Source organism: Paeniglutamicibacter kerguelensis, assembly GCF_017876535.1.
GTDB lineage: Bacteria > Actinomycetota > Actinomycetes > Actinomycetales > Micrococcaceae > Paeniglutamicibacter > Paeniglutamicibacter kerguelensis.
The window spans coordinates 2493523-2516522 of record NZ_JAGIOF010000001.1; the positions used below are offsets into that span (position 1 = coordinate 2493523).

22 protein-coding genes are annotated in these 23000 nt (G+C 68.4%); 8 read left to right on the plus strand and 14 right to left on the minus strand.

The features are described from left to right. Window positions 1-111 precede the first annotated feature (111 nt). A complete protein-coding gene (locus JOF47_RS11305; protein WP_209998073.1) occupies window positions 112-1212 on the minus strand; it encodes a 4-hydroxy-3-methylbut-2-enyl diphosphate reductase in 1101 nt (366 codons plus the stop codon). A 58-nt stretch (window positions 1213-1270) separates the two neighbouring features. Next, the gene (locus JOF47_RS11310; RefSeq protein ID WP_209998075.1) at window positions 1271-2182 is read right to left on the minus strand and encodes a hypothetical protein; all 912 of its coding nucleotides are present in this window, start codon (window positions 2180-2182) and stop codon (window positions 1271-1273) included. A gap of 116 nt (window positions 2183-2298) precedes the next feature. On the opposite strand from JOF47_RS11310, the gene xseA reads away from it, so the two are divergent. Together xseA and JOF47_RS11320 are read left to right on the plus strand one after the other, a co-directional pair. After that, entirely contained in the window at window positions 2299-3570 is a 1272-nt protein-coding gene (xseA, locus tag JOF47_RS11315; protein WP_209998077.1) for an exodeoxyribonuclease VII large subunit, read from the plus strand. Continuing rightward, window positions 3567-3803, plus strand: a complete 237-nt coding sequence (locus JOF47_RS11320; protein WP_209998079.1) for an exodeoxyribonuclease VII small subunit — start codon at window positions 3567-3569, stop codon at window positions 3801-3803. The genes xseA and JOF47_RS11320 overlap by 4 nt, the downstream gene beginning before the upstream one ends. 90 nt (window positions 3804-3893) lie before the next feature. Here JOF47_RS11320 and JOF47_RS11325 read toward each other — a convergent pair whose 3' ends face one another. Beyond that, window positions 3894-4769, minus strand: a complete 876-nt coding sequence (locus JOF47_RS11325; RefSeq protein ID WP_209998081.1) for a PPK2 family polyphosphate kinase — start codon at window positions 4767-4769, stop codon at window positions 3894-3896. A 163-nt stretch (window positions 4770-4932) separates the two neighbouring features. On the opposite strand from JOF47_RS11325, the gene JOF47_RS11330 reads away from it, so the two are divergent. Together JOF47_RS11330 and JOF47_RS11335 are read left to right on the plus strand one after the other, a co-directional pair. After that, window positions 4933-5262 carry an ArsR/SmtB family transcription factor gene (locus JOF47_RS11330; protein ID WP_209998084.1) on the plus strand — a complete coding sequence of 110 codons (330 nt, stop codon included), beginning with the start codon at window positions 4933-4935 and terminating at the stop codon, window positions 5260-5262. Between the two features lies 1 nt (window position 5263). After that, complete coding sequence (locus JOF47_RS11335) at window positions 5264-6025, plus strand: cation efflux transmembrane domain-containing protein (RefSeq protein WP_209998085.1); 762 nt, start codon at window positions 5264-5266, stop codon at window positions 6023-6025. A gap of 105 nt (window positions 6026-6130) precedes the next feature. Here the strand turns inward: JOF47_RS11335 and JOF47_RS11340 are convergent, their stop codons facing one another. From JOF47_RS11340 to JOF47_RS11350, 3 genes are all read right to left on the minus strand, one after another. Then, entirely contained in the window at window positions 6131-7360 is a 1230-nt protein-coding gene (locus JOF47_RS11340; protein WP_209998086.1) for a pyridoxal phosphate-dependent aminotransferase, read from the minus strand. A gap of 90 nt (window positions 7361-7450) precedes the next feature. Next, window positions 7451-8458, minus strand: coding sequence for a glycine betaine ABC transporter substrate-binding protein (locus JOF47_RS11345; protein ID WP_209998096.1), 1008 nt, complete (start codon window positions 8456-8458; stop codon window positions 7451-7453). Next, the gene (locus tag JOF47_RS11350; RefSeq protein ID WP_209998098.1) at window positions 8455-8940 is read right to left on the minus strand and encodes an NUDIX hydrolase; all 486 of its coding nucleotides are present in this window, start codon (window positions 8938-8940) and stop codon (window positions 8455-8457) included. The genes JOF47_RS11345 and JOF47_RS11350 overlap by 4 nt, the downstream gene beginning before the upstream one ends. 79 nt (window positions 8941-9019) lie before the next feature. On the opposite strand from JOF47_RS11350, the gene JOF47_RS11355 reads away from it, so the two are divergent. Next, window positions 9020-9523, plus strand: coding sequence for an Lrp/AsnC family transcriptional regulator (locus JOF47_RS11355; protein WP_209998100.1), 504 nt, complete (start codon window positions 9020-9022; stop codon window positions 9521-9523). On the opposite strand, the gene JOF47_RS22190 is transcribed toward JOF47_RS11355, so the two are convergent. The 3 genes from JOF47_RS22190 to JOF47_RS11370 form a co-directional block, all read right to left on the minus strand. After that, on the minus strand, window positions 9520-10794 hold the full coding sequence (locus JOF47_RS22190; RefSeq protein WP_209998109.1) for an aminoglycoside phosphotransferase family protein: 1275 nt from the start codon (window positions 10792-10794) through the stop codon (window positions 9520-9522). The two genes, JOF47_RS11355 and JOF47_RS22190, sit on opposite strands and share 4 nt — an antisense overlap. A gap of 23 nt (window positions 10795-10817) precedes the next feature. Continuing rightward, window positions 10818-11561, minus strand: coding sequence for a hypothetical protein (locus JOF47_RS11365; RefSeq protein ID WP_209998111.1), 744 nt, complete (start codon window positions 11559-11561; stop codon window positions 10818-10820). Window positions 11562-11863: 302 nt separating this feature from the next. Further along, window positions 11864-12490 carry a GNAT family N-acetyltransferase gene (locus tag JOF47_RS11370; protein ID WP_209998113.1) on the minus strand — a complete coding sequence of 209 codons (627 nt, stop codon included), beginning with the start codon at window positions 12488-12490 and terminating at the stop codon, window positions 11864-11866. 50 nt (window positions 12491-12540) lie between these two features. Here JOF47_RS11370 and JOF47_RS11375 point away from each other — a divergent pair, with 50 nt between their 5' ends. The 3 genes from JOF47_RS11375 to cpaB all read left to right on the plus strand — a co-directional run bounded on the left by JOF47_RS11375 (window position 12541) and on the right by cpaB (window position 14430). Continuing rightward, window positions 12541-13143, plus strand: coding sequence for a 5-formyltetrahydrofolate cyclo-ligase (locus tag JOF47_RS11375; protein WP_209998115.1), 603 nt, complete (start codon window positions 12541-12543; stop codon window positions 13141-13143). Window positions 13144-13280: 137 nt separating this feature from the next. Beyond that, the gene (locus tag JOF47_RS11380; protein WP_210001592.1) at window positions 13281-13499 is read left to right on the plus strand and encodes an FmdB family zinc ribbon protein; all 219 of its coding nucleotides are present in this window, start codon (window positions 13281-13283) and stop codon (window positions 13497-13499) included. Between the two features lie 172 nt (window positions 13500-13671). Further along, window positions 13672-14430: a Flp pilus assembly protein CpaB gene (cpaB, locus tag JOF47_RS11385; protein ID WP_209998117.1), complete on the plus strand. Its 759-nt coding sequence runs from the start codon at window positions 13672-13674 to the stop codon at window positions 14428-14430. 62 nt (window positions 14431-14492) lie between these two features. On the opposite strand, the gene JOF47_RS11390 is transcribed toward cpaB, so the two are convergent. The 5 genes from JOF47_RS11390 to JOF47_RS11410 all read right to left on the minus strand — a co-directional run bounded on the left by JOF47_RS11390 (window position 14493) and on the right by JOF47_RS11410 (window position 22882). After that, window positions 14493-14906 carry a hypothetical protein gene (locus JOF47_RS11390; RefSeq protein WP_209998125.1) on the minus strand — a complete coding sequence of 138 codons (414 nt, stop codon included), beginning with the start codon at window positions 14904-14906 and terminating at the stop codon, window positions 14493-14495. A 5-nt stretch (window positions 14907-14911) separates the two neighbouring features. Continuing rightward, window positions 14912-18610 (minus strand): DNA helicase, encoded by a 3699-nt coding sequence (locus tag JOF47_RS11395; RefSeq protein WP_209998127.1) that lies wholly within the window; start codon window positions 18608-18610, stop codon window positions 14912-14914. Window positions 18611-18940: 330 nt separating this feature from the next. Then, window positions 18941-20533, minus strand: a complete 1593-nt coding sequence (gene guaA, locus JOF47_RS11400) for a glutamine-hydrolyzing GMP synthase (protein WP_377737701.1) — start codon at window positions 20531-20533, stop codon at window positions 18941-18943. 61 nt (window positions 20534-20594) lie between these two features. Then, window positions 20595-20960 carry a DUF6176 family protein gene (locus tag JOF47_RS11405; RefSeq protein ID WP_209998131.1) on the minus strand — a complete coding sequence of 122 codons (366 nt, stop codon included), beginning with the start codon at window positions 20958-20960 and terminating at the stop codon, window positions 20595-20597. Between the two features lie 101 nt (window positions 20961-21061). After that, entirely contained in the window at window positions 21062-22882 is a 1821-nt protein-coding gene (locus JOF47_RS11410; protein ID WP_209998145.1) for an HNH endonuclease signature motif containing protein, read from the minus strand. Between the last annotated feature and the right edge of the window lie 118 nt (window positions 22883-23000).

Sequence of the window (23000 nt, forward strand, 5' to 3'; positions counted from 1 at the left end):
CGGCAGCCCGCGGCATCGCTGCCCGAAATGAGCAAAGCCATGGCGCTGACCCACGCATTCGTGGATCAACGCCATGGCTTGTGTGCGGCGCCTGTGTGCGCCGTCGAGGGACTAGCTGCTGATGTCCGACTTCACGATGCGCCCGCCGAGGCCGCGCGAATCATCGCCGGCTTCCTTGAGCTTGGCGCGGATTTCCTTGGGCAGCGAGAACAGGATGTCCTCCTCCGCGGTGGTGACTTCCTCCACGTTTGCGAAGCCGTACTCGGCCAGCAGCGACAGCACGTCGCGGACCAGGACCTCGGGCACCGAGGCGCCGGAGGTCACACCCACGCTGGAGACGCCCTCGAACCAAGACTCGTCGACCTCCGAGGCGTAGTCCACGCGGTAGGCGGCGGAGGCGCCGTACTCGAGGGCGACCTCGACCAGGCGCACCGAGTTCGAGGAGTTCGAGGAACCCACGACGATGACTAGCTCGGCCTGCGGGGCGATGGCCTTGATGGCCGCTTGGCGGTTGGTGGTCGCGTAGCAGATGTCATCGCTCGGAGGATCCTGCAGGTTCGGGAAGCGGGCGCGCAGGCGGCGGACGGTTTCCATGGTCTCGTCGACGCTCAAAGTGGTCTGTGAGAGCCAGATGAGCTTGTCCGGGTTTTTCACCTGGACGGTGTCGGCTTCCTCGGGGTTGTTCACGATGGTGGTCACCTCCGGCGCCTCGCCGTAGGTGCCCTCGACCTCTTCGTGCCCCTCGTGGCCCACCAGCAGGATTTCGTAGTCCTCACGGGCGAAGCGCACCGCTTCCTTGTGGACCTTGGTCACCAGCGGGCAGGTGGCGTCGATAGTGCGCAGGCCGCGGTCGGCCGCGGACTTGACCACTGCCGGGGATACTCCGTGGGCTGAGAAGACCACCAGCGCGCCCTCGGGAACTTCCTCGTTTTCCTCCACGAAGATGGCACCGCGGGCCTCAAGGGTGGAAACCACGTGCAGGTTGTGCACGATCTGCTTGCGCACGTACACCGGGGCACCGTAGTGCTCAAGGGCCTTTTCCACGGCGATGACCGCGCGGTCCACACCGGCGCAGTAGCCGCGCGGGGCGGCAAGGTAGACCTTGCGTTCGCCGGTGACGGGCGCAGCGGCGGCAATTTCTGCCGGGGTGCGACGGGTGCGCGGGATGACGGGCATCGGAAGTGAGACCGGAGCGGTGGAACTGGTAGCCATGTAACAAGTCTACGTTCGGGGGCAAATTGGTTGGCGCGCGTGCCCGCCGATTCCGCCGCTAGCCGAGCGCGATCGGGTTTTCGCGCCGCCAGATCCAGGTTCCGAGCGCCGCAAGCAGGGCAACGACCCCGCCGACGATCAACGCATTGCTGATGTTCTGCAGCTCGGCCCGCGCCCCGGTGGCCAATTGGTCGACCACAAGCTGGGTGAGTTCGGAGCCCTCCACCGGCAGCCCGGACAGGCGCGATCCGAAGATGATGAGCACCGCCGCGAGCAGCAGGGCCGCTCCCCCGGTGACAACCAGCACCCTGCCGCGGAACCCGCGCGGAGCCAGGAGCAGCGCCCCGGCCAGCAGCACGGCCGCCGCGGCAAGCAGCCAACCCCAGGCCGCGGCGAATGCGAGCCAGCGGTTCGCCTCGCTGGCGGACAGCGTGTCCGCCGTCGGCCAGTTGGTGTCTACCATCACCGGGGGCACCTCGATGGTTTGCGGCAACAGCCGGCCCAGCACGGATCCCTCCAGCGAGGCGTGAAGTGTGCCGTAGGCGGCGGTGATCAGCGGCGCCAGGTCAAACTTCAGGGTCACTTCTTCCATGCCGGTTTCGGCGGCCGTCTCCAGCTCCACCGCGTAGGTCCGGCGCGTGTTTTCGATGGTGGTGTCCCACGCCGCGGCGAATCCCGGGTCGCTGAGCAGCGCGGCGCTGCTCTTGGTGATCGCCGTTTCAAGCACGCCCTGCAGTGCCCGCGGGATCGGCACCTTGTTGGTGATTTGGGTGGTCAGTGCCGCGCCGAGTTCGCTCGGCAGGATTGCGCGCAGCTGCTCGTTTTCGGCAAGCGGGCCCATGATGCGCTGGAGCGGTTCGGGGGTGTTGATGATCTGGTTGGCGGTGCGGGCACCGAGCCCCAGGCCCGCGGCGAGCACCGCGAGGACTGCCAACACGATGGCGATGGTTTTGCTGACCGTAGCGGGCATCAGGACTCCAACGGTAGAGGTCGGCGGGGTGCCAACCCGTGATTTGTCCCATGTTACTGGTATCAATGAGTTTGGTGTAGTTTCGATATCCGGCACCAAGGAAGGCGTTTCCCCACGTGGAGCAAGCACAAGAAGGACAAGGTTCGCTGCCGCGCACCGCGGCTGCGACAAGCCCGGAGAACCCCTGGCCGCTGCGGGTCCTGTCGGAGAAGTTGAAGGCGCACATCGAGAACTCCCCGGAGTCATGGGTGGAGGGCCAGCTGCTGGAGGCCAACGTCCGCAACGGCCACGCCTACCTGGTGATGCGCGACGTCGACGTCGACTACTCGTTCTCCGTGACGGTGTGGGCCTCGGTGATGCGTTCGCTGGACAGCGCCCCGGAGGTCGGTTCGCGCGTGGTGGCCCGGGTGAAACCGAGCTTCTATGCCAAGACCGGGCGGCTGTCGCTGAACGCCTACGACCTGCGCCCGGTGGGCCTGGGTGACCTGCTGGCGCGCCTCGAGCGGCTGCGCCGCGCACTCTTCGACGAGGGGCTCTTTGACGCATCACGCAAGAAGCCGCTGCCGCTGCTGCCCAACCGGATCGGGTTGATCACCGGGCGCGATTCGGATGCCGAAAAGGACGTGATCCGCAATGCGTCGCTGCGCTGGCCGGCCGTCCGCTTCGACATCCGCAACACCGCCGTGCAGGGCGTGAACGCCGTCGGCGAGGTCATGGCCGCGCTGCGCGACCTGGATGCAAACCCGGAGATCGACGTGATCATCATCGCCCGCGGCGGCGGGGCCCTCGAGGACCTGCTGCCCTTCAGCTCCGAGGAACTGGTGCGGGCCGTCGCGGCCTGCACCACCCCGGTGGTTTCGGCCATCGGGCACGAGGCGGACCGGCCCATCCTCGACGACGTGGCCGACCTGCGCGCCTCCACCCCGACCGATGCGGCCAAGCGCGTGGTGCCGGACCTTCTCGAGGAGCTGAACGGGATCGCCCAGGCGCGGCACCGGCTGGATCGGGCCGTGCGGCAGAACCTGGAGCGCGAATCCCAGCGCATCGCCTCGCTGCGGGCCCGCCCGGTGCTGGCCAACCCGCACTTCATGGTGCAGGTGCGCCGCGAGGACCTGGCCCGGCTGTCCCAGCGCAGCACCTACTCGATGCGCGGCTCGCTGGCCCGCGGGCAGGACGCGATAGCGCACCTGCGCGCCCAGGTCCGCGCGCTCTCCCCCCAGCAGACACTCGACCGCGGGTACTCGGTGCTGCAGCTTGCCGACGGGCAGGTGGTCCGCGCCGCCGACCAGGCCCCCGAGGGAACCGACGTTTCGGTGCGCCTGGCCCGCGGCCGGCTCACCGCCACCATTACGACCAGCCAGTTACCAGACGAAGGAATCACAGCATGAGCGCCGAAGCGAAGCACCCCGATGTTGCGCAGCTAAGTTACGAGCAGGCCCGCGAGGAGCTGGTGGCCGTGGTGGCCCAGCTCGAGGCCGGCGCCGCGACCCTTGAGCAGTCGCTGGGCCTGTGGGAGCGCGGCGAGGCCCTGGCCGCCCGCTGCGAGGCCTGGCTGCAGGGCGCCTCGCAGCGCTTGGACGCCGCCCGCGGGCAGCAGGAATCCCCCGACTCGGGCGAATAGCGCCCCGCACAGCACAGCAACCCAACAGCCCGTCAGCATCGACTTTTGGCCGACGCTGGCGGGCTGCTTGCTGCCCGGGATGATCGGCGCTCAGGAGTTCTGCAGGCGCGCCAGCTGTTCGGCAACGTCGAAGGCCGCCGGGGGCCACTGCGGGTCGATTTCCTCCAGCGCCTCGCGCAGCAGCGACGCGACGGCCAGGCGCGCGTACCACTTCCTGTTCGCGGGGATCACGTGCCATGGGGCCGCCTCCGTGTTGGTGCGGTTGATGGCCACCTCGTAGGCGTTCATGTAGTCGTCCCACAACAGGCGCTCGTCGATGTCCCCGGGGTTGAACTTCCAGTACTTGTCCGGGCGCTCGAGGCGTTCTGCCAGCCGGGAGCGCTGCTCGTCCTTGGAGATGTGCATCATCACCTTGATGACCTTGGTGTCCGCGGCGACCAGCCGGGCCTCGAACTCGTTGATGGCGGCGTAGCGGCGCTCCAGCTCGGCCTCGTCGGCATATCCGCGGACCTTGTGGATCAACACGTCCTCGTAGTGCGACCGGTCGAACACCCCGATGTGGCCGGCGCCCGGCAGCTCCTTCTCGATGCGCCAGAGGAAGTCGTGGGCGCGCTCCTCCTCGGTGGGCGCCTTGAACGCGTGGTGCTCGACGCCCTGCGGGTCGACCATGCCCACCACGTGGCGCACGATGCCGCCCTTGCCGGCGGTGTCCATGGCCTGCAGGATGAGCAGGACCTTGGGCGTGGCGCCGGAGCGCGAGGCGGCGAAGAGCCGCTCCTGCAGCTCGTCGAGCACCCGTCCGGTTTCCTTCAGGTCCGCGGCGGCGCTGAGCTTGTTGCCGGAGTAGCCGGGGGCCGACCGCGGATCAACGGCCCCCAGCCTGAAGTCCTTGGGCACACGCAGCAACCGGTGCGCCGGGGCGTCGAGGGGAACGGAACGTGCCAGGACTTGTTGCTTCTTGCTCATGGACACCGCTTTCGGTTCGGGGGCTGATGGAACGAGCGTACGGCAGGCGGCTTCGTTTCGGTCCACGTGGCGTGCGTGTTTATCGATTTCCGTGCCGTGGCGGGCGGCGCGCGGGATCGGTCCCGCCAGCTCATTGATACAGATTTGGCTGTACTATCAAGTCATGGAAACCACGACACACGCCGATGTGCTGACCCGGTTCGGGCACGCGCTCTCGGACCCGACCCGCACGGCCGTGCTGCTGGCACTGCGGGACTCCCCGTCCTACCCAAGTGACCTGGCGGAGCTGGTGGGCGTATCGCGCCAGAAGCTCTCGAACCACCTGGCCTGCCTGCGCGGCTGCGGGCTGGTCGTCGCGGTCCCGGAGGGCCGTCGCATCAGGTACGAGCTTTCCGATCCGATGCTCGCCCACGCGCTGACCGACCCGATGGGCGTCGTGCTTGCCGTCGATTCAGGCCACTGCGCCAACGCCGCCACCGAGGGGTGCTGCTGACATGGCAACGCAACGCCTGGGCGCCAACCCCGTCGGCAATGAACGACGGGCCATGCTGAACCGGCGGATCAGGTTCCTCGTCGCCGCAACGATTTTCTACAACGTCATCGAGGCCGTCGTGGCGATCACCGCGGGGAAGATCGCCTCATCCTCCGCGTTGGTGGGGTTCGGGCTGGATTCGGTCATCGAGGTGACCTCCGCCGCGGCCGTGGCCTGGCAGTTCAGCGCCAGGGACCCCGAGGCCCGCGAGAAGACCGCGCTGCGCATCATCGCCGTGTCCTTCTTTGCGCTGGCCGCCTTCGTCTCCGTCGATGCCGTCCGTTCGCTGCTCGGCGGCGCGCAGGCCGATCATTCGGTGCCGGGAATCGTGCTGGCTGCGCTCTCGCTGGCGATCATGCCGGTGCTCTCCTACCTGCAGCGGCGTGCCGGGCGAGAGCTGGGCTCCCGCTCGGCCGTCGCCGATTCCAAGCAGACGCTGCTGTGCACCTACCTCTCCGCGGTGCTGCTGGTCGGCTTGGTGCTCAACGCCTGGCTCGGCTGGGCCTGGGCCGACCCGGTGGCCGCGTTGGTGATCGCCGCCGTGGCGCTCAAGGAGGGGCGCGACGCCTGGAAGGGCGATGCCTGCTGCGCACCGAATCCCGGGGCGTTCCGGGACGAGGCACCGGGAAACCCCGGTCCGGCCGGCCGCGAAAAACCGGCCGATGCGGGTTGCGCCTGCTGCACCCCGCCCGCCGACCGCCCAACCCCGCCGGCGCGAGGCTAGCCGCGGCTGGCATGCAAAACGCCGGGTGCCCCGCCACCGGGAAATCGTGGCAGGGGCACCCGGCGTTTGCGCCGGTATTGGTGCCGGTATTGGTGCCGGTGAAGGCTAGACCGAGACCTTGCCCTCGCGCAGGGTCTCCAGGAACTCGGCGATGCGGCCGACAGCGTCCCGGATGTCGCGCACCGCGGGCAGGGTGACCAAGCGGAAGTGGTCCGGGGCGATCCAGTTGAACGCGGTGCCGTGGGAGATCAGCATCTTCTGCTGCTTGAGCAGTTCCAGGGCAAAGGCCTCGTCGCTGCGGATCGGGTAGACCTCGGGATCCAGCCTCGGGAACAAGTACAGCGCACCCTTGGCCTGCTGCACCGAGACGCCGGGGATGTCGTTGAGCAGCGCGAAGGCGGTGTCGCGCTGTTCCTTCAGGCGCCCGCCGGGCAGGATCAGGTCGTTGATCGACTGGTATCCGCCCAACGCAGTCTGGATGGCGTGCTGGCCCGGTACGTTCGCGCACAGGCGCATGTTGGTGAGCAGGTTGATGCCCTCGATGTAGTCCCCGGCCAGGTGCTTGGGGCCGGAGATGGCCATCCAGCCGGAACGGAAACCGCAGACCCGGTAGGCCTTGGACAGGCCGGAGAAGGTCAGGATCAGCACGTCGTCGCACAGCGCGGCGGTGTTGATGTGGGTTTCCTCGTCGTAGAGGATCTTCTCGTAGATCTCGTCGGAGAACACCACCAGGTTGTGCTTGCGGGCCAGCTCCAGGATGCCCTCGAGGGTTTCCTTCGGGTAGACCGCGCCCGTGGGGTTGTTCGGGTTGATGATCACCACGCCCTTGGTGCGGGCGGTGATCTTCGATTCCATGTCCTCGAGGTCCGGCAGCCAGCCCTCTTCCTCGACGTTCAGGTAGTGCACGGGGGTGCCGCCGGCCAGCGAGACCGATGCCGTCCACAGCGGGTAGTCCGGGGCAGGGATCAGCACCTCGTCGCCGTTGTTCAGCAGCGCGTTCAAGGACAGCGTGATCAGCTCCGAGACGCCGTTGCCCAGGTAGATGTCATCGACGCTGATGGATTGGATGCCGCGGGTTTGGTAGTACTGCGAGACCGCGGTGCGGGCGGAGAAGATGCCGCGGGAGTCCGAATACCCCTGGGCCTGGGGCAGGTTGCGCATCATGTCCACGAGGATCGCGTCGGGTGCCTCGAACCCAAAGGGCGCGGGGTTGCCGATGTTCAGCTTCAGGATCCGATGCCCCTCGGCCTCCATGCGCTGGGCGTGTTCGAGCAGCGGTCCACGGATGTCGTAGAGGACGTTGTGGAGCTTGGTCGACTGCTTGAATTCTGGCATTCTCTTACTTTCTCATAGGGGCCGCACCGAGTTGGTGAATGTGATCAACCCAACGCGGACGGGGCGACACAGTTGTGAAATGTTTGCCACTCAGGGCTTGGCTACCAGGGACTTTTCCCGCAGCCAGTCGATTGCAACCTTCTCCGGGCCGAGCGCGTCGCGGCCCGTGACCGCGCGGTTCAGCGCGATGAGGTCTTCCTGCTTCAGCGCCGCGCTGACCTTGTTGATCGCGTCGATGGCGTCCTGCCCGAGCTGTCTGGTGGTGGTCAGGGGGGTCAGCGTCTGCGGTTCGAACAGCGCTTGGGCGTCCTGCACGACCACCAGGCCGTTGTCTGGGATGCCCGCGTTGTCCGACGTCGTCGCCAGGACCTCGACCTGGCCGGTGATGAGCGGCCCCACCGTTGATTCGTCCTGCGGCACCACCGGAACCATGCGGTGCGGCGTACACGAGTAGATCCCTTCCAGCCGCGGAAGCAGGTCGGCGGACAGCGACTTGGGGACACCGAAGTCCAGGTCGGGGCACAACGCCGGCAGCTGTGCGAGCGTTGCGAGGTTCTTGCCGGCACTGGTCGCAGCGGTGACGACCAGGGTGCCGGTGCGGGCGGCCGCGGCCGAATCCAGCAGCGCGTACTCGCCGAGGTCCAGCCCGTGCAGGCGCTTGAGTGTCTGTTCCGCGCTCGGCGGCAGCGCCGTGCCGGGGGCCGGGGTCGACGGCTTTCCGGAGCCCGTCGCCGGCGCGGAGCCCGGCACCGGCGCGGAGCCCGCGGGGGCTTCCTTGTCCAGCGCCGCCAGCAAGTCGCCGGATCCGGCGATGACCACGTCCGCCTTGCCGTCGAGGACCTCGGCGACGGGGTCGGCCACAGGTTCGCCAACCTTGGCATCGATCCCCGCGGCTTCCAGCATTCCGACGTAGACGTTGGCCAGGGTCGTGGACGTGGCGTCGGCGGTGTGGGCAAAAACCAGCTCGCGTTCGGTGGCGCTCTGCGAGGCTTGCACCTGCGGCTTGGGGGTGCAGGCGCTCAGCAGCAGGGCCCCGCAGGCCAGGCCGGCCACCAGGACGCGGCGCTTGGTCTTGGGCGTGGATCCGCCCGGTGTCATTTGGTGTCTTTCAGGCTGTTGGCGCGGTAGAGCGCGATTGCGGCATCGACCCGGTCGGTGCGGTTCAACGACTCGACGGCATCGAGCGGGAACCACGCGGCTTGGCTGGTTGTCCCGTCGGTTTCAAAACGCAGCTCGCCGCCCGTGACGCTGGCCGTGTAGACGACGGCAACCGTCTGCATCGGCAGGGCGGCGGCGCCAAAGCGCTTGTGGGCGGGGATCAACCCGGAATCGACACCCAGCAGGTCGTTGATCTGCACCGTGTACCCGGTTTCCTCCTCGACCTCGCGCACGGCCCCGGATTCGATGCTCTCGCCAAGCTCCACTCCCCCGCCGGGCAACGTCCAGCGCGGCACGAAGTCGACCTGGCGGGCGCGCATGTCCCACAGGGCCAGCAGGATTTTTTCGTCGCGAACCACTACACAATAGGCGGCTAGCCGGGTCTCGAAGTCTCGAAGCCCGGTGTTTGGCGGGTTAGTCATGAAACCAGTTTATGGCGTGGGCCGGGCCGCCCTGCCTGCCGCAGTCCCAAAGGCTGCGCAACTGTGATGGAATATCTGCATGGCATTCTCTACTTCCCCGCAACTTCCGGCCGAACTTGACGCTGTTGACCGTCGGATCATTCAGGAACTGGTCAACGACGCGCGCATCAGCAACGCCATGCTGGCCCAGCGCACGGGCATCGCCCCGTCAACGGCCCTGCTGCGCACCCGTTCGCTGGTGGAGCGCGGGGTGCTGACCGGGTACCACGCGGAGGTGAGCCTGCCGGCGGTGGGCCGCAGCGTCCAGGCGCTGATCTCGGTGCGCCTGCGCGTGCATGACCGCGTGCAGATCGACCGTTTCACCGAGAAGATGCCGCAGCTGCCCGAGGTGCTCTCGATGTTCCACGTCTCGGGTGCCACCGACTACCTGCTGCACATCGCCGTCAGCTCCACCGAGGCGTTGCGCGATTGGGTGCTGGACAACCTGGCCACCGACGAATCCGTCGGGCACACCGAGACCACCCTGGTGTTCGGCCACCACAAGGGGCACGGCGGGCCGGTTCCGGAGGAACCCCTGGGCTAACCCGCCCCGCCGGAGCCGCCCAGGCCGCTGCGATCGGCCCTGTCCACCAGTTCCTCGGCCACCCGAAGCCGGGCCTCGGCCGCCGGGATCCAGGCATCGGAGCCCGCAACGCGCGCACCCGCCACCAGGGTCAGCGCCACGGCACCGGCGCGCGCCCACAGGGCCACGGGATCCACCGTGCGTTCAAAAGCGCCGCCGAAGCGTTCAAGCGCGGCCGCCGCCGGAAGGTTCTTCCCGCTGATGCTCGGCAGGACTGCCAGGTGCCCCAGGAAGCAGGCCAGGTCATCGACGCGGTGGCCCGGGCCCAGCGAGTCGAGGTCCAGGACCGCGCTGATCCTGCCGGCGCGCATGAGGATGTTGCCGTCGTAAAAATCACCGTGCACGGGAACCAGCGGGCCGCGATCGGAATGGCCAAGGTGGTTCTCGATGCGCCGCACCAGCGCGTCGATCCGGTCTTGCTGCGCGGGAAGCGCCAGGACGGCCGCCTGCCTGTAGCGCCGGATTCCATCGGTCCAGGCCCGCCGGGCGGGCAGGTCCATCAACTCCCGCGGCAGTCCGTCAAGCAGGGAGGTGAAGTCCTCCGGAGCCAGGTCGTTGCCGGCGTCCCGGCGGATCGCGGCCGCAAGGCCCTCGCCGGTTCCCTCCTCCAACGCCAGGATCCCGGCGAGCACCGGCTCGAGAACGCGTGGCACCGGCACGGCAGAGCCCTCCATGAGCCGATGGCGCTTCAGCAGGGCGGCGATCGCGTGTTCGCGGCCGACCTTCAGGTACACGCTCCGCTCGATGCGCAATGGCCCGCGGGTGACAAACGACACCCGGACCACGGCCCGGCGCAGCGGCCGGTAGGCCACGGTCTTGATGCTTCCCAAAAGATCGCCCTGCCCCCAGAGGCGCGCCACTTCCGGCCCGTCGAGGGCGGTGGCCAGTCCCGGGAGCATCGGGTCGTGCGGGTGGATCCAGCCGGTGACGGTGACCGGCGACCCGGTGTCGGGATCCGAGGCCGGGCCCGGAACCTCGATGCCGGGCGCTCCGGGCATGTGGATTTTTTCGGTGCTCACGCCCAGTTCGGCAAATCCAGTGCCCACCGGCATGCGGTAGATGGCGCTGATTCCGGCTCCCGGGCGGTGCTGCAGGCGGATCTGGTGCTCGTCGAAATCCCACGGCCCCGGCACCGTTCTCCCGCCCAGCGCCGTGATGAGCCGCGGGATTGCCGGCAACAGCGCTGCCAGCTCCCCGGCATCCCGGTTGGCCTGCGGGTTGACCGTAGTCATCGGCTGGTTTCTAGTTCCGCCGCCTAGGCGCGGCGGCGCTGCATGACATCGTCGAGGTTCATCCGGTCCCCGGTGCGGGAAGCGCGTTCGAGGCGGGCCTTGGCCGCCGCGGCCTCGATCGTGGCTGCCGATTTGTCATCGACCGGATTCTCGACGGTTTCGACGGCCTCCGTCAGGCGCTGGCCGGCTTCCTGCGCACGAAGGCTGGTCTTGGTCGAAGGCTTCCTTTCGGCCTCGACCTCGAGCGCCTCGGGGGCGGGCCGCTTGACGGCGTTTGCCACGACGTATTGCGGCAGCGGAACCTCGGTCGGCTTCCAGCCCTCGGGGCGCTGCACTGCCGCCCCGTTGTTGGCGATGCGCAGGGCCTCGGCGCGAAGCTCCTCGACCGTCAGGCGCGGCGGGCGCTTGTTGGAATCCGGCTGCGCGTCGAAAACGTCCCGCTGCTTCTTCACGGTCGCCTGCACGGGCTCGGCCTTGGGTTCCATCGCCAGCTGGCGCGTGGATTCCATGCGAGCCAGCAGCTTGGCGCGGCGGGCGCGCACCGCCAGGGTGCGCAACGCGGAGAAACTTGCAACACCCAGCAACAACCCGGCCATCGGAACCCAACCGGAAAACACGCCGGCCAGCGCCAGGATGCCGCCGATGACGAGCGCGACAACGGACAAACACCCAAGCAACGCAATGGCCACGCGGTCATAGTGAATCCGCAAGGGGGCCTGCCCCTCCGTGCCAGACGCGGCCGAAGCGTTGGGTGCTGCCGGTGCCATGATGCTCCTCCGTCGGTGGACGACTGCTTCTTGTGCGGATACCGTGGAGATCAGGCTCTCCGCCGGCACTTTTCCGCATGTGGTCTTTGCTTGTCTGCACGTGTCCCCTACCCGGTTCCGGGCGTGCGGGCCACGTAATGAATTATGGAACGTCCACGTCAACCAACATTAAGCTTGCATGGGCGGCTGACGCGGCATTGGACGCGGTGTGTCCGGCAATCCCCCCCCACAAAATCGGAAAATCGGCGTTTTCGTCGCCGGTGAGACCACCTTGCCCGATTGTCGGCGGCTTGGCAATCGATTCAGTGTTTTGTTCGGTGCACCGCCCAGCGGTTAAGCAGCCCCTCGGGGACCTCCTCGCTCGTCAACGCAAAGGTCCGGTGGTCGGCCCATTGCCCGTCGATGTGGAGGTAGTTCTTGCGCAGCCCCTCATCGCGGAAGCCGAGTTTCTCGACGACGCGCAGGCTCGGCCCGTTCTCCGGCCTGATGTTGATTTCGATCCGGTGCAGCCCCAGGACCTGGAAACAGTGGTCTGTGGCCAGTGCAACGGCCTCCGGCACGATGCCCCGGCCCGCATGGTTGGCATCGACCCAGTAGCCGATGGAACCACTGCGCGCGGCCCCCCACATGATCGAGGAGACGGTCAGCTGGCCGACCATCGGCGGGCGCTTGCTGTAGTCGTTGGGCAGCGTGATCGCCCAGGGCAGGCATTGGCCGTTGCGTGCAGCCCGGTTTTGGCTCGAGACCATCGCCGCAAAATTCGCCGGGTACCCGCTGCCGTCCGGCACCGTTGCGTCCCAGGGCGCCAGCCAGCTTGCGTTGGCCCGGCGCAGGGCGCTCCATTCGCCCTTGTCGCGCAGGCGCATGGGTCGAAGGATGAGGTTTGGCCCCTCCACGGTGGCTGGCCAGTGACGGTCGAATTCGGGCATACCTCATCCTAGTCAATCGACCGCGGCCGCCGCGTCCTAGACTGGGGATCGTGAATGAAAATGACCCAAAGGACGAGATCCGCACGCTGCTTCGGGCCAAACGCCGGGCGCTGGGGCCCGCCGAGCGCGATGCTCAGATGGGTTCGCTGCGCGGGCACCTGCTGCCGTGGCTTGCCGGGCAGGCCCCGCGCAAGACGCTGACCTGCTTCCTGTCCTATGGCGCCGAGCCACCCACCGGGGTGCTGCTGGACCAACTGGATGCGGCCGGCTACACCGTCTATGTCCCGGTGTGCGAACCCGAACGCCGGCTGTCATGGGTCCGCTGGTTCCCCGGCGTCGAGATGGCCCGCAGCGCGGTGGCGCCCATCGACGAACCCGTCGGTCCGCGCTTTTCCGCGGACCTGATGGACCAGGTGGACGTGGTGCTGGTTCCGGCCCAGGCGGTCGACGAACGCGGCGACAGGCTGGGCCAGGGTGGCGGCTACTACGATAGGTTCATCGCCTCGATGGCCGGGCCGGGCCGGGTGCCGAAACTCCTGGCCATGGTCTTCGAGCACGAGTTCATGGCCGCCGGCTCCTTTCCCGTTGAGCCCTTCGACCAGCGGGTCGACGCGGTGGCGACCGCCTCGGGCGTGCGTAACCTCACCGTGTGAGAGGTTCGTCGTACGTTAGAATTGAATCCACGGCAGGTATCCAACCCCGCCGACCCAACCCGCAGGATTCGCCCCAGGCCATTGTGTGCCGGGGGTTCCATGCGGAACCGCACGCTTCATCTTGCGAAAGGATCATGATGCCTACCTATGTTTACGCCTGCAAAGACTGTGGCCACGCGATGGAGGTTGTCCAGTCCTTCAGCGACGAAGCACTGACGATCTGCCCCGAATGCGAGGGCTCCCTGCGCAAGAAGTTCAACAGCGTAGGCGTCGTCTTCAAGGGCACGGGCTTCTACCGCAACGATTCGCGTTCCTCCGGCAGCTCCAGCGTGCCGGCCGCAAGCACCTCCGCGTAGCGGGACAATCCCCGGCGGCCGCACACGGCGGCGTTTTCCGGGGGTGCGAGGCTTGCGGGGTTGCGCGGGCACTTTCACGCACAGCCGTTGCCGCACGGGTACGCACACGAGATTTGCACCACCGCCATGGGTGGACACCTTCACGGGTGTCCACCCATGGCTTGCTTAACGGATGTTTACACTTCGCCGCACCACTGAATCAGGTGGACACCGCGATTCCCGCCGGGTGCTTGCGGACGCCGGCACGCGCGGGCCCGGGGTTCCGCGCGGAACACGGGAACCGGGGCGCTCAGGCCGGGAGCTTTTCGCCAAGTACCGCCGGTTGCTGGCCGCTGCAGTGGCCATGCTGGCCGTCGTGACGTCCCTGGCCGCGCTGGCGCCCGAGGCCGAGGAACGCGTGCAGGTGTTGGTTGCCGGCAGGGACCTGCCGGCCGGGACACTGCTCACCGACTCCGACCTGGCGCTTGCTCCGGTGTCCCGCTCGTTGCTGCCTGCCGGCGGGTTGGGCCGGGGAGAGCCCGTGGCCGGTTCGCGGCTGGCGATTCCGCTGGTGGCCGGCAGCCCGCTGCTGGAGACGATGATCATCGGGCCCGGCCTGCTTGCCGGCACTCCCCCGGGAACCGTTGCCGTTCCGCTGCGGCTCAACGATGCCCAGACCGCGTCGTTGCTCCGGGCCGGGCAACGCGTGGACGTGGTGCTGACCGAGGGGAACGGCTTCGAGACGGCCGTGACATCGCGGGTGCTGGCGCGCGGCCTTGCCGTTCTGTGGACCGGGGCGCAGCCCGATGCGGCGCAACAGGGCCCGTGGGGTGCATCCGGCGCGGACGACGTGGCTGGACTCATTGTGGTGGCCGCAGGATCCGCGATTGCTGAGTCGCTTTCCTCGGCACCGCAGCGCGGGAAGCTTGCCGTGGTGCTGGTCAATCCGTAGCGCCGGCCCGACCGGGGTGAAATGCCCCGCGGCCGGGGTACGGGGTGCCAGCATCCTCGAGATCAGTCCCAGTGCGGCGGGCGCTGTGACCTCATCCATTCGCCGAGGTCGTCGTCCGCGTCTCCCCAGCGACGGGGGTCGTCCTCGGCGGCGCGTTCGGGCAGCACTGGTCCGGAGCCGGCTTTCCCCGGGGACTTGACGTTGGCCGCTTTCCCGGCCGCCGCAGCTCGGTCCTTCCCGGGCGCTTGGGTTTGCTTGTCTGCCGCAGGGTTTGCCTCGTCGGGGTTTGCCTCGTCGCGGTCTGTTGGGGCGTTGGTTCGTGGCGGCTGCGGTGGCGCGGGCGGGCGGGGCGGGTCCGGGCGCCCTGCACCGTGCGGCATCTCAAAGACGCCAAGCACCACGGAGTCGCTGACCGTCTGCGGGGGTGCCGTGTAGCGCCGCGACTTCCTGGGCCGCGGCGTCTGCTGTTCTGCCATGGTTCCTAGACCGATGCGCGTTGGGAATCGCTGTCCGCGGGCTCAAGCCCGAGGTAGCCGGCCAGCGTGTTGGCCACCTTGCCCGGGTCCGAGAACACGTCGATCGTCCACAACGGCACGTAGCGCCAGCCCAGCGACTCGAAGAGCTGCGGACGCAGCCGGCTGCGTTCGCGCACCGAGAGGCTTCGGTAGTTTTGCGTGCCGTCGTAAACGACCGCCAGTGGGGCGGTGGTGCCGGTGCCCGTGACGTCCACCGCGTGCGCGGCGATGTCAAGCACGCCCCGGTAGTGCTGGGTGACGAGCGAACCGCGTTCCTCCAGCCGGACCATCAGGTCGGTGACCAGTGCGTCCTGCAGCGGCGCGGCGGTTGCGATCATGCCCGAGTCCCCGCCGAGCACCCGGCCCGCCAGCTCCAGGAAGCGGCGGGCGCCGAAGCGCATGCGGGAGAGGTCGACGTCCTGCGGGCGCAACGCGGAAACCAGCGTCATGCTGGTGCGGGCGCGGGTGACGGCATTGACAAACAGCTCGTCGCCGCCGGGCAGCGAGAGTGCGCCGAAGTCGTGCACCGTCTTGCCGTGGGTGGTGCGCCCGTAGCCCAGCGAGAGGATGATCGCATCGCGCTGCAGTCCGGCCAGCCGGTCCAGGCTCGTGACCAGGAATCGCTCCTTCGAGGCGCGGAAATGCTTGGTGGCCCACGGGTGGTTGGGCAGCTGGACCCGGATGCCCTCGGCGATGGCGGCCGCATGGCTGCGGTTGCCGGCGATCACCGCGAGGGTCTCCGCGGGGCGGCCCGAGAGGTGCGCGAAAACCAGGTCGACGACGCGCTGCACCTCGGCCACAGTGGTTTCGACGGATTCGCCGTTGTTGCTCAGCGAGCCCGTCGCGTCCATGACGTACTCCGCGCGCAGCGCCGGGGTGCCGGCGCCCAGGGAGCGTGCGGCGGGGAGCCTGGAGAGCGAATCCGCGTAGAACGCGTGCGAGAGCGACTCGGTGAGCCCCTCGTCGATGCCGCGGTAGACGGTGCCCAGCCGGCACAGCGGCAGGATCCGCTCCAGCGACTCCATCGCCGAGATGGGGGTGCGTTCGACGCGGGTGTGCGCGGTAGGGTCGACGGAGACCTCGAACGGGTTCGGGGCGCCCATCATGGTGTCGCCGAACGCGATGATCTGCGTCGAGCGGGAGATCGAGCCGAGCACCGAACGCAGCGACAGCGAGTCGGCTTCCAGCAGGATGACGGCGTCGAACTTCATCGACGCCGGAACCGTCGCCGGGATCAGCAGCGGCGAGCCGACCCACACCGGGCACAGCGAGTTGACCAGGTCGTCGCCGAGGGCGCAGAGCGCGGCAATGCTCGGCTCCTCGTCCTTGAGCATGGCGCGCAGCTCCCGAGACGCGGCGCGGTGGTCCGCCAGCGCCGCCTTCCAGGCCTTGGCCAGGGACCAGCGCAGGCGCGAGGCTCCGGAGGCGACGTGGGCGCAGTCGGTGATGCGGTATTCGGCCTCGAGCCGGCGCATCTTCGCCCCGTCGTTCATCGCCAGGAAGTCGTCGCCGGAGATCATCGCCTCCAGCGCGGACTGCCACCACGCCAGGTCGAGTTCGGAACCGACGGCGCCGGCGCCGAGGTTGCGCTCGCGGAAGTCGGCCATGAGCTCGCCCAGGCCCTGCTCGGCGAGCTGCTCCATGATCAGCGTGCGCTCCGGCAGCTGGTCCAGCTCGCCCTTGTTCGCCAGCAGCGCGTCCATGCGGCCCAGCAGCCTGTCGACCGGCTCGTCGCGCAGCGTGGGCGCAACGGCCGCCGGCAGCAGCGAGGCAAGCTTGTCGATGCGCGAGCCCGCGTCTTGGTAGCCGGCGTTGACGTCAAGCAGGCCGGCCGGGACCATCGGGTGGCGCTGGCTGGTGGCGTGCTGGCGCCAGGCCAGGTGCTGGACCTGGACGGCTTCGAGCGCCGACTGCAGGTCCGCGACGTACATGCCGGGGCGCACGTAGTCCTTGGCTACCTTGCGTAGCCGCGAGCGGGTCATGGAGCTCATCTCGATGCCGCGTTCCCGGCGCCAGGAAGAGGAGGCGGTGGCGGAGATCAGGTCCTCGACGGGCCGGTCGAAGATGTCGGACTCGAACTTGTCTAGCGAGCCGCGCACCGCCAGCAACAGGTCGAGCTGCTCGCCCCACTTGTTGTAGGAATCGGCGAGCCGGATTTCCGAGTGCTCGGCGACCTTGAGCATGTGGTCGCGCAGGATCGGCAGGTCGCGCTGCAGCCCGGTGACCAGCTCCAGTGCAGTGTCGGTGTCGCGCTTGTTGCGCAGGCGCGCCCCGTACCAGGGGCTGGTGGCCGAGGCACTGACAAAGGAGCCGAGCTGCGCGGCGCGCGCCAGCTGGACGGTGGTGGCCGCGCGGTCGGTGATCGAATCCAGCACCGAGCGCTTCAGCCGCACGGTGGTGGCCGGGGCCGGGTCCAGCGAGGAGAGGCGGGCGAGTTCCTGCATGGCGCGGTACGGCGAGCAGCCCCAGCGGGCGCGGGTGCTGTGCAGCGAGCGCACGTGGTCAAGCAGGGCGTGGCGGTGTTCGCGCAGCTTTTCGTGCAGCTTGCCCAGCTGCGGTTCGGCGGCGCGCTCGTTGCGCAGGATCGCCCGGGTCAGCAGCTCGCGCAGCGCCGCCGGGTCGTCTTCCGGGGAGAGCAGCAGGGCCGTGCCGGCCAGGTCCAGCTCGGCGAAGCGGGCCACGAATTCCTCGGCGCTGGAACGGCGCTCGGCCACCACCAGCACGCGTTTGCCCGCGGCGGCGAGCACCCCGGCGGCGTTGATCGCCGTTTGGGTCTGTCCGCTGCCGGCCGGGGCGCAGATCGCCACCGAGGCGCCGGCCTCGATAAGGTCCAGCGCGCGCTGCTGGGATTCATCGGCGTCCAGCAGCAAGAGCTCGTCGGCCGGGTCACGGTCGTCGCTCGTGCGGACGGCGACCTCCGGGGTGGCCAGCTTCCGGGGCGTGCCGGAGCCGGCGGCGCGGCCTTCCTCGGCAGCCAGCAGCGAGGCAAGCACCGGGTGCTGCAGGTCGAGGGTGCCGGGGTCGGCCGGATCGGCCAGGTCGGCGAAGGTGGAGATCAGCAGTTGGTGGGCGATCACGATGCCGCCGGTGTCGGCGACCTGCAGGCGCAACGCGTCCATGCCGCGGGTCGGGTCGAAGCGGGCGATCGAGTAGGCTGCGGCGTTGATCGCCGGGACGTCGATGTCCAGGTGGTACTGGCGCTTGAAATAGCGCAGCAGGGCCGGGGAGAATTCGGCGCGGCCCATGAGCTGGATCTCGTAGTCCTCCTGGTCCTCGCGGACCGTGAGGACGATGCGACCGAGCATGATCGGGGCGTTGAATTGTTCACTGCGGCCCTCGTGCACGGCGCGCCAGTTGGCCAGGCCGGCGGAGAGGTAGCCGACGTCGATGCCGCGTTCATCCCAGAGTTCTCGGATCTTTCCGCGCAGCGCCTCGGCGGTGCGGCGGGCCGAAACGTACTGGTCCGAGTCGCGCAGCAGTGTGGAGAGGCGGGTGCGCCGGCCGGCCAGGAATTGGGCCAGGCCCGAGGGGTGGGCGTGGGTGATGTCGATGCTGTTCGACGCCGAGGGGGCGTACCGGAGCAGCGTGTCGGTTCCGACTCCGGGTCCCAGGGAGTCAACCCACGTCGAGACCATTTCATCCGTATACTGCTGGTGTTCTGCCACCGAAGCCACCGTTCCTTCCCTCAAACCGAATGCGGCCGTACCCGAACCGGGCGTTGCCACAGGAGTACATTCAGCCCTTACTAACGTAGTGCAAAACCGCCGTCCGATGCCGAACCAAAACACGTTGCGGCCCGGCTTGTTCGATTGTGTGGGGCACACCGGGGCTCCCCCGCTGCAGCGGCCCTGTCGGCGCCCTGCCGCGGACCGGGCGGGCACACTTCCGGCGGCACGCCGGCGGGCGCGGACGCGGGGCATGAAAATGGTTCAGGGGGAAGCCGCATGCGCGGCTCCCCCCTGAACTATTTACGGCGTGCTAGAAACGGCAGCCGCTTACTCCCATTCGATGGTTCCCGGCGGCTTGGACGTGACGTCCAGAACCACGCGGTTGACCCCGTCGACCTCATTGGTGATGCGGTTGGAGATGCGTGCGAGCAGGTCGTACGGCAGGCGCGACCAGTCTGCGGTCATGGCGTCCTCGGAGGACACCGGGCGCAGCACGATCGGGTGGCCGTAGGTACGGCCGTCACCCTGGACGCCCACGGAGCGCACGTCGGCGAGCAGGACGACCGGCATCTGCCAGACTTCCTGGTCCAGGCCGGCGGCGGTGAGCTCGGCGCGGGCAATCGCGTCGGCCTTGCGCAGCAGGGTCAGGCGTTCCTCGTTGACCGCACCGATGATGCGGATGCCCAGGCCGGGGCCCGGGAACGGCTGGCGCATGACGATCTCGGCCGGAAGGCCAAGCTCCTTGCCCACGGCACGGACCTCGTCCTTGAAGAGCTCGCGCAGCGGCTCCACCAGTTCGAAGTCCAGGTCCTCGGGAAGCCCGCCCACGTTGTGGTGGCTCTTGATGTTTGCAGCACCCTCGCCGCCGCCGGATTCGACGACGTCCGGGTACAGGGTGCCCTGGACCAGGAACTTCACCGGCTGGCCGGAGTCGGCAGCCTCGGCGAGGATCGCCAGCTCGGCGGCCTCGAACGCGCGAATGAATTCGCGGCCGATGATCTTGCGCTTGGTTTCCGGGTCCGTCACGCCGTCAAGGGCGGTCAGGAAGCGCTCGCGCTCGTCGGCAACGTAGAGCTTGGCTCCGGTTGCTGCGACGAAGTCCTTTTCAACCTGCTCCGCTTCGCCTTCGCGCAGCAGACCGTGGTTGACGAAGACGCAAGTGAGCTGGTCGCCGATGGCGCGCTGCACCAGGGCAGCCGCCACGGCGGAGTCGACGCCGCCGGACAGGCCGCAGATGGCGCGGCCGGTGCCGACCTGGGCGCGGATCTTTTCGACCTGCTCGTCCAGGATGTTGGCGGCGGTCCACGACGGGGTCAGGCCCGCACCGTTGTACAGGAAGTTCTTCAGAACGTCCTGGCCGTGGGTGGAGTGCTTGACCTCGGGGTGCCACTGCACGCCATAGAGGCGCTTGGCCTCGTTGGCGAATGCTGCAACGGGTGCGCCGGCGGTGGTGGCCAGCACGTCGAAGCCTTCTGGCGCGACAGAGACGGAGTCGCCGTGGCTCATCCAGACGTTCTGGCTTTCGGGGATGCCGGCCAGGATGGAGCGTGCCGCTCCGGTGGCGGTGGCGTCGGTTGCGCCGTATTCGCGCAGGCCCGTTTCGGAGACGACGCCACCCATGGCGTTGGCCATGGCTTGGAAGCCATAGCAGATGCCCAGTACCGGGACACCTGCTTCAAAAAGGTCGGCACCGACACTCGGGGCACCTTCTGCGTAAACGCTGGAGGGGCCGCCGGAGAGGATGATTGCCGCCGGGTTCTTGGCGAGAATCTGTTCGGTGGTGAAGGTATGCGGGACGATCTCCGAATACACGTTGGCTTCGCGTACACGCCGAGCAATCAGCTGTGCGTACTGGGCCCCGTAATCGACGACCAGAACCGGCTTTTGCTCTGGGGTGCTGGGAGTGTTAGTCACGTGCACCAGCTTAGCCGCCCGACACGCCCACTCGCACCTCGAACCGGCCAAGCGTGACGCACGCTACTTAGACGGACAGCTGCCCGCCGTTTGTGAAGCCGCCCATGACCCGTTCGGGGATCATCGTGACCCTTGGCGTGAGGTCGACGTGCGTGTAGGAGTCGTCGATGCAGGCCCGCCAGTACTCGAGGTGCTTTTCATCGACCCAGTGCTTGGATTCGCGCACGTCGACCCCTCCTTCACCCTGGATGCTGAACCAGTACAGGTAGTCGGCCCCGTCCAGGTGTTCGCTGAAGATGGTCTCCACCAGCATGTTCTCCCCGTCCAGGGTCTGGAGGACTGCGTCCATGTTCTGGTTCAGGAACGCCAGCCATTCTTCGACAACGGGCATCCGGCCGGGGCGGACCCGGAAACGACTAAGTTCGATGTTCATGACATCAAGCCTAGTCACATGCGCTTGCCGGCAGCCTGTCACGTGAACAGCGGCACGCTGTAGCCGGCGGTGCGCAGTTCCGGATGCCAGAACAGGTTTCGCTACGGGTCGCCGCGGGGTTCCCCGGCGCGGGCCATGACGTACGGGATGCCCTCGATCATGTGCAGGGTGATGAGCCCGGCGTGGACCATGAGGTGGTGGTACTGGCAAACGATGCAGCCGTTGCCGACGTTGGTGGGTCCCCCGTCGAGCCAGGACCAGACGTGGTGGGCCTCGCTGGTTGCCGCCGGACGGTGGCAGCCCGGGACGACGCAGCCGCGGTCGCGGATCGCCAACGCCTTGTGCTGGGCCGTGGTGAAGCCGCGTACTTCCCGCCCCATGTCCAGGACTTCGCCCTTGGATCCCAGCACCACCGGCAGCAAGCCGCCGGTGCAGGCCATGGCGCGGATCCTGAGCGCCGAGACCGGCCGGCCGTGGTCGGTCATGCCGGCCTCCTCGAGTTGCCCAAGCAGAGTTCGGTAGTCGATGGTGACCCCGACGCGCACGCGCAGGCCTCCGGTTTGGCTGAGGTTCTTCCCCTCCATCACCCCGGCGCAGGCACCGGTCAACGCGTCGAGCAGCAGCTGCGGGGTGGTGCGTTCGTCGTCGGCGGCTTGCCCGGTGCCGGGATATGGCCCGATGGATCCAGGGGAATCTTGTTGGGCACTGGCGTCGGTCTGGGCGTCGGCCGAGTTTTCGTCCCCGTCGGAGGACATGGCGACCGTGCCGATGGAGAACCCCGGGTGCGGGGCGCCGCATTCGAGCTGGTTCACCGGGATCAGGTCTGCCGGAGTTCCCGGGGCAACGGCCCATTCGGGGATCGGGGTTCCCAGTGGCACGCCCGTGGAACCGGGTAGAGGGGCCGCGCCGGGCACGGGTGGTATGCCCGGCTTGCCTGAATCCGGATTGACCGAAGTCGACTTGACCGAAGTCGGCTTGGCGGGGGCCGGCGCTGATGGGGTCGACATGGTCCGGGGTTGCGTGGAAGCCGACCGGGGCGGGGATTTTTGGGAACGTGGGTTGCTCCAGGCTTCGCCGAAGCTGCGGATCACCTCGGAGTCGATGGGGTCGCAGCGCAGCAGGAACTCGTCGCAGCCGTCGTGGAAGCCGCGGTAGAACAGGCCCCGCCTGGCCAGGATTTCCTCGTCGGTGATGGCCGATCCGTGATCGGAGAGGAAGTCCTTCCAGTCTTGCAGCGCCTTGTGGCAGGCCTGGGGCCCGCCGGTGCGGGCCTCGTTGGACAATGATTCTTCGATGGCCGTGGCCACCTGCTTGGCGTCGGGGCGCGGGGAGATGCGCGGGGCCATCGAGTCGAGCCGGCCGGCGAGTTGGGCCAGGGTTGCGACGTCGGCGCTGCCGTCGGCCGCGGCTTCAGCCAGGATCGGGTACTTGGGCTCGCCGGGGCCGGAGACTGGCGCGGCATCGTCGGGGTTCGGCGGTGCGGGGGCGATCAGCAGCCGGGCTCCGGCGAGCCGGCGCCGGGCCTCGGCATGGGAGATGTGCAGGTGCGCTTGCAGGTAGGCCTGGGTGTTCCGCTGCGGGGCCATGCCCTGGTGCAGGACCTCCGCGGGGACGTGGGCGGTGCCGTTGGTCAACGCCTCGGGGTTTGCGGCCAGCCGGTCGATCCGCCGTGCGGTGTCCGGGTCGAGCCGGTTCACCTGCGACACTTCGCACTGGAAGGTGGCGAGCAGTTGGCCGAAGGCGACGGATCGGTGGGCCTGTTCCAGCAGGCCGAGCATGGTGGCGCCGGCCGCCGCGTCGAGCTGCAATCCGGCGAGCATTTCCATGGCGGCGCGCAGCGAGAGCACCGCGCCGGCAAGTTGCCGGCCGACGGCCTCGATGCTCCGGTGCCCCGATCCCGGGGCCGCTGCCTGTGCGCTCATGGAACCGAGTGTGCTCCCCCGGGGACCTGGGCGCAGCGGAAAACGCCAAATGTGGGGAGAAGTGGAAAGCCAAACGGCGGCCCCGGCCTTCCAACATCGTGAAAGTCCCGGGGCCGCC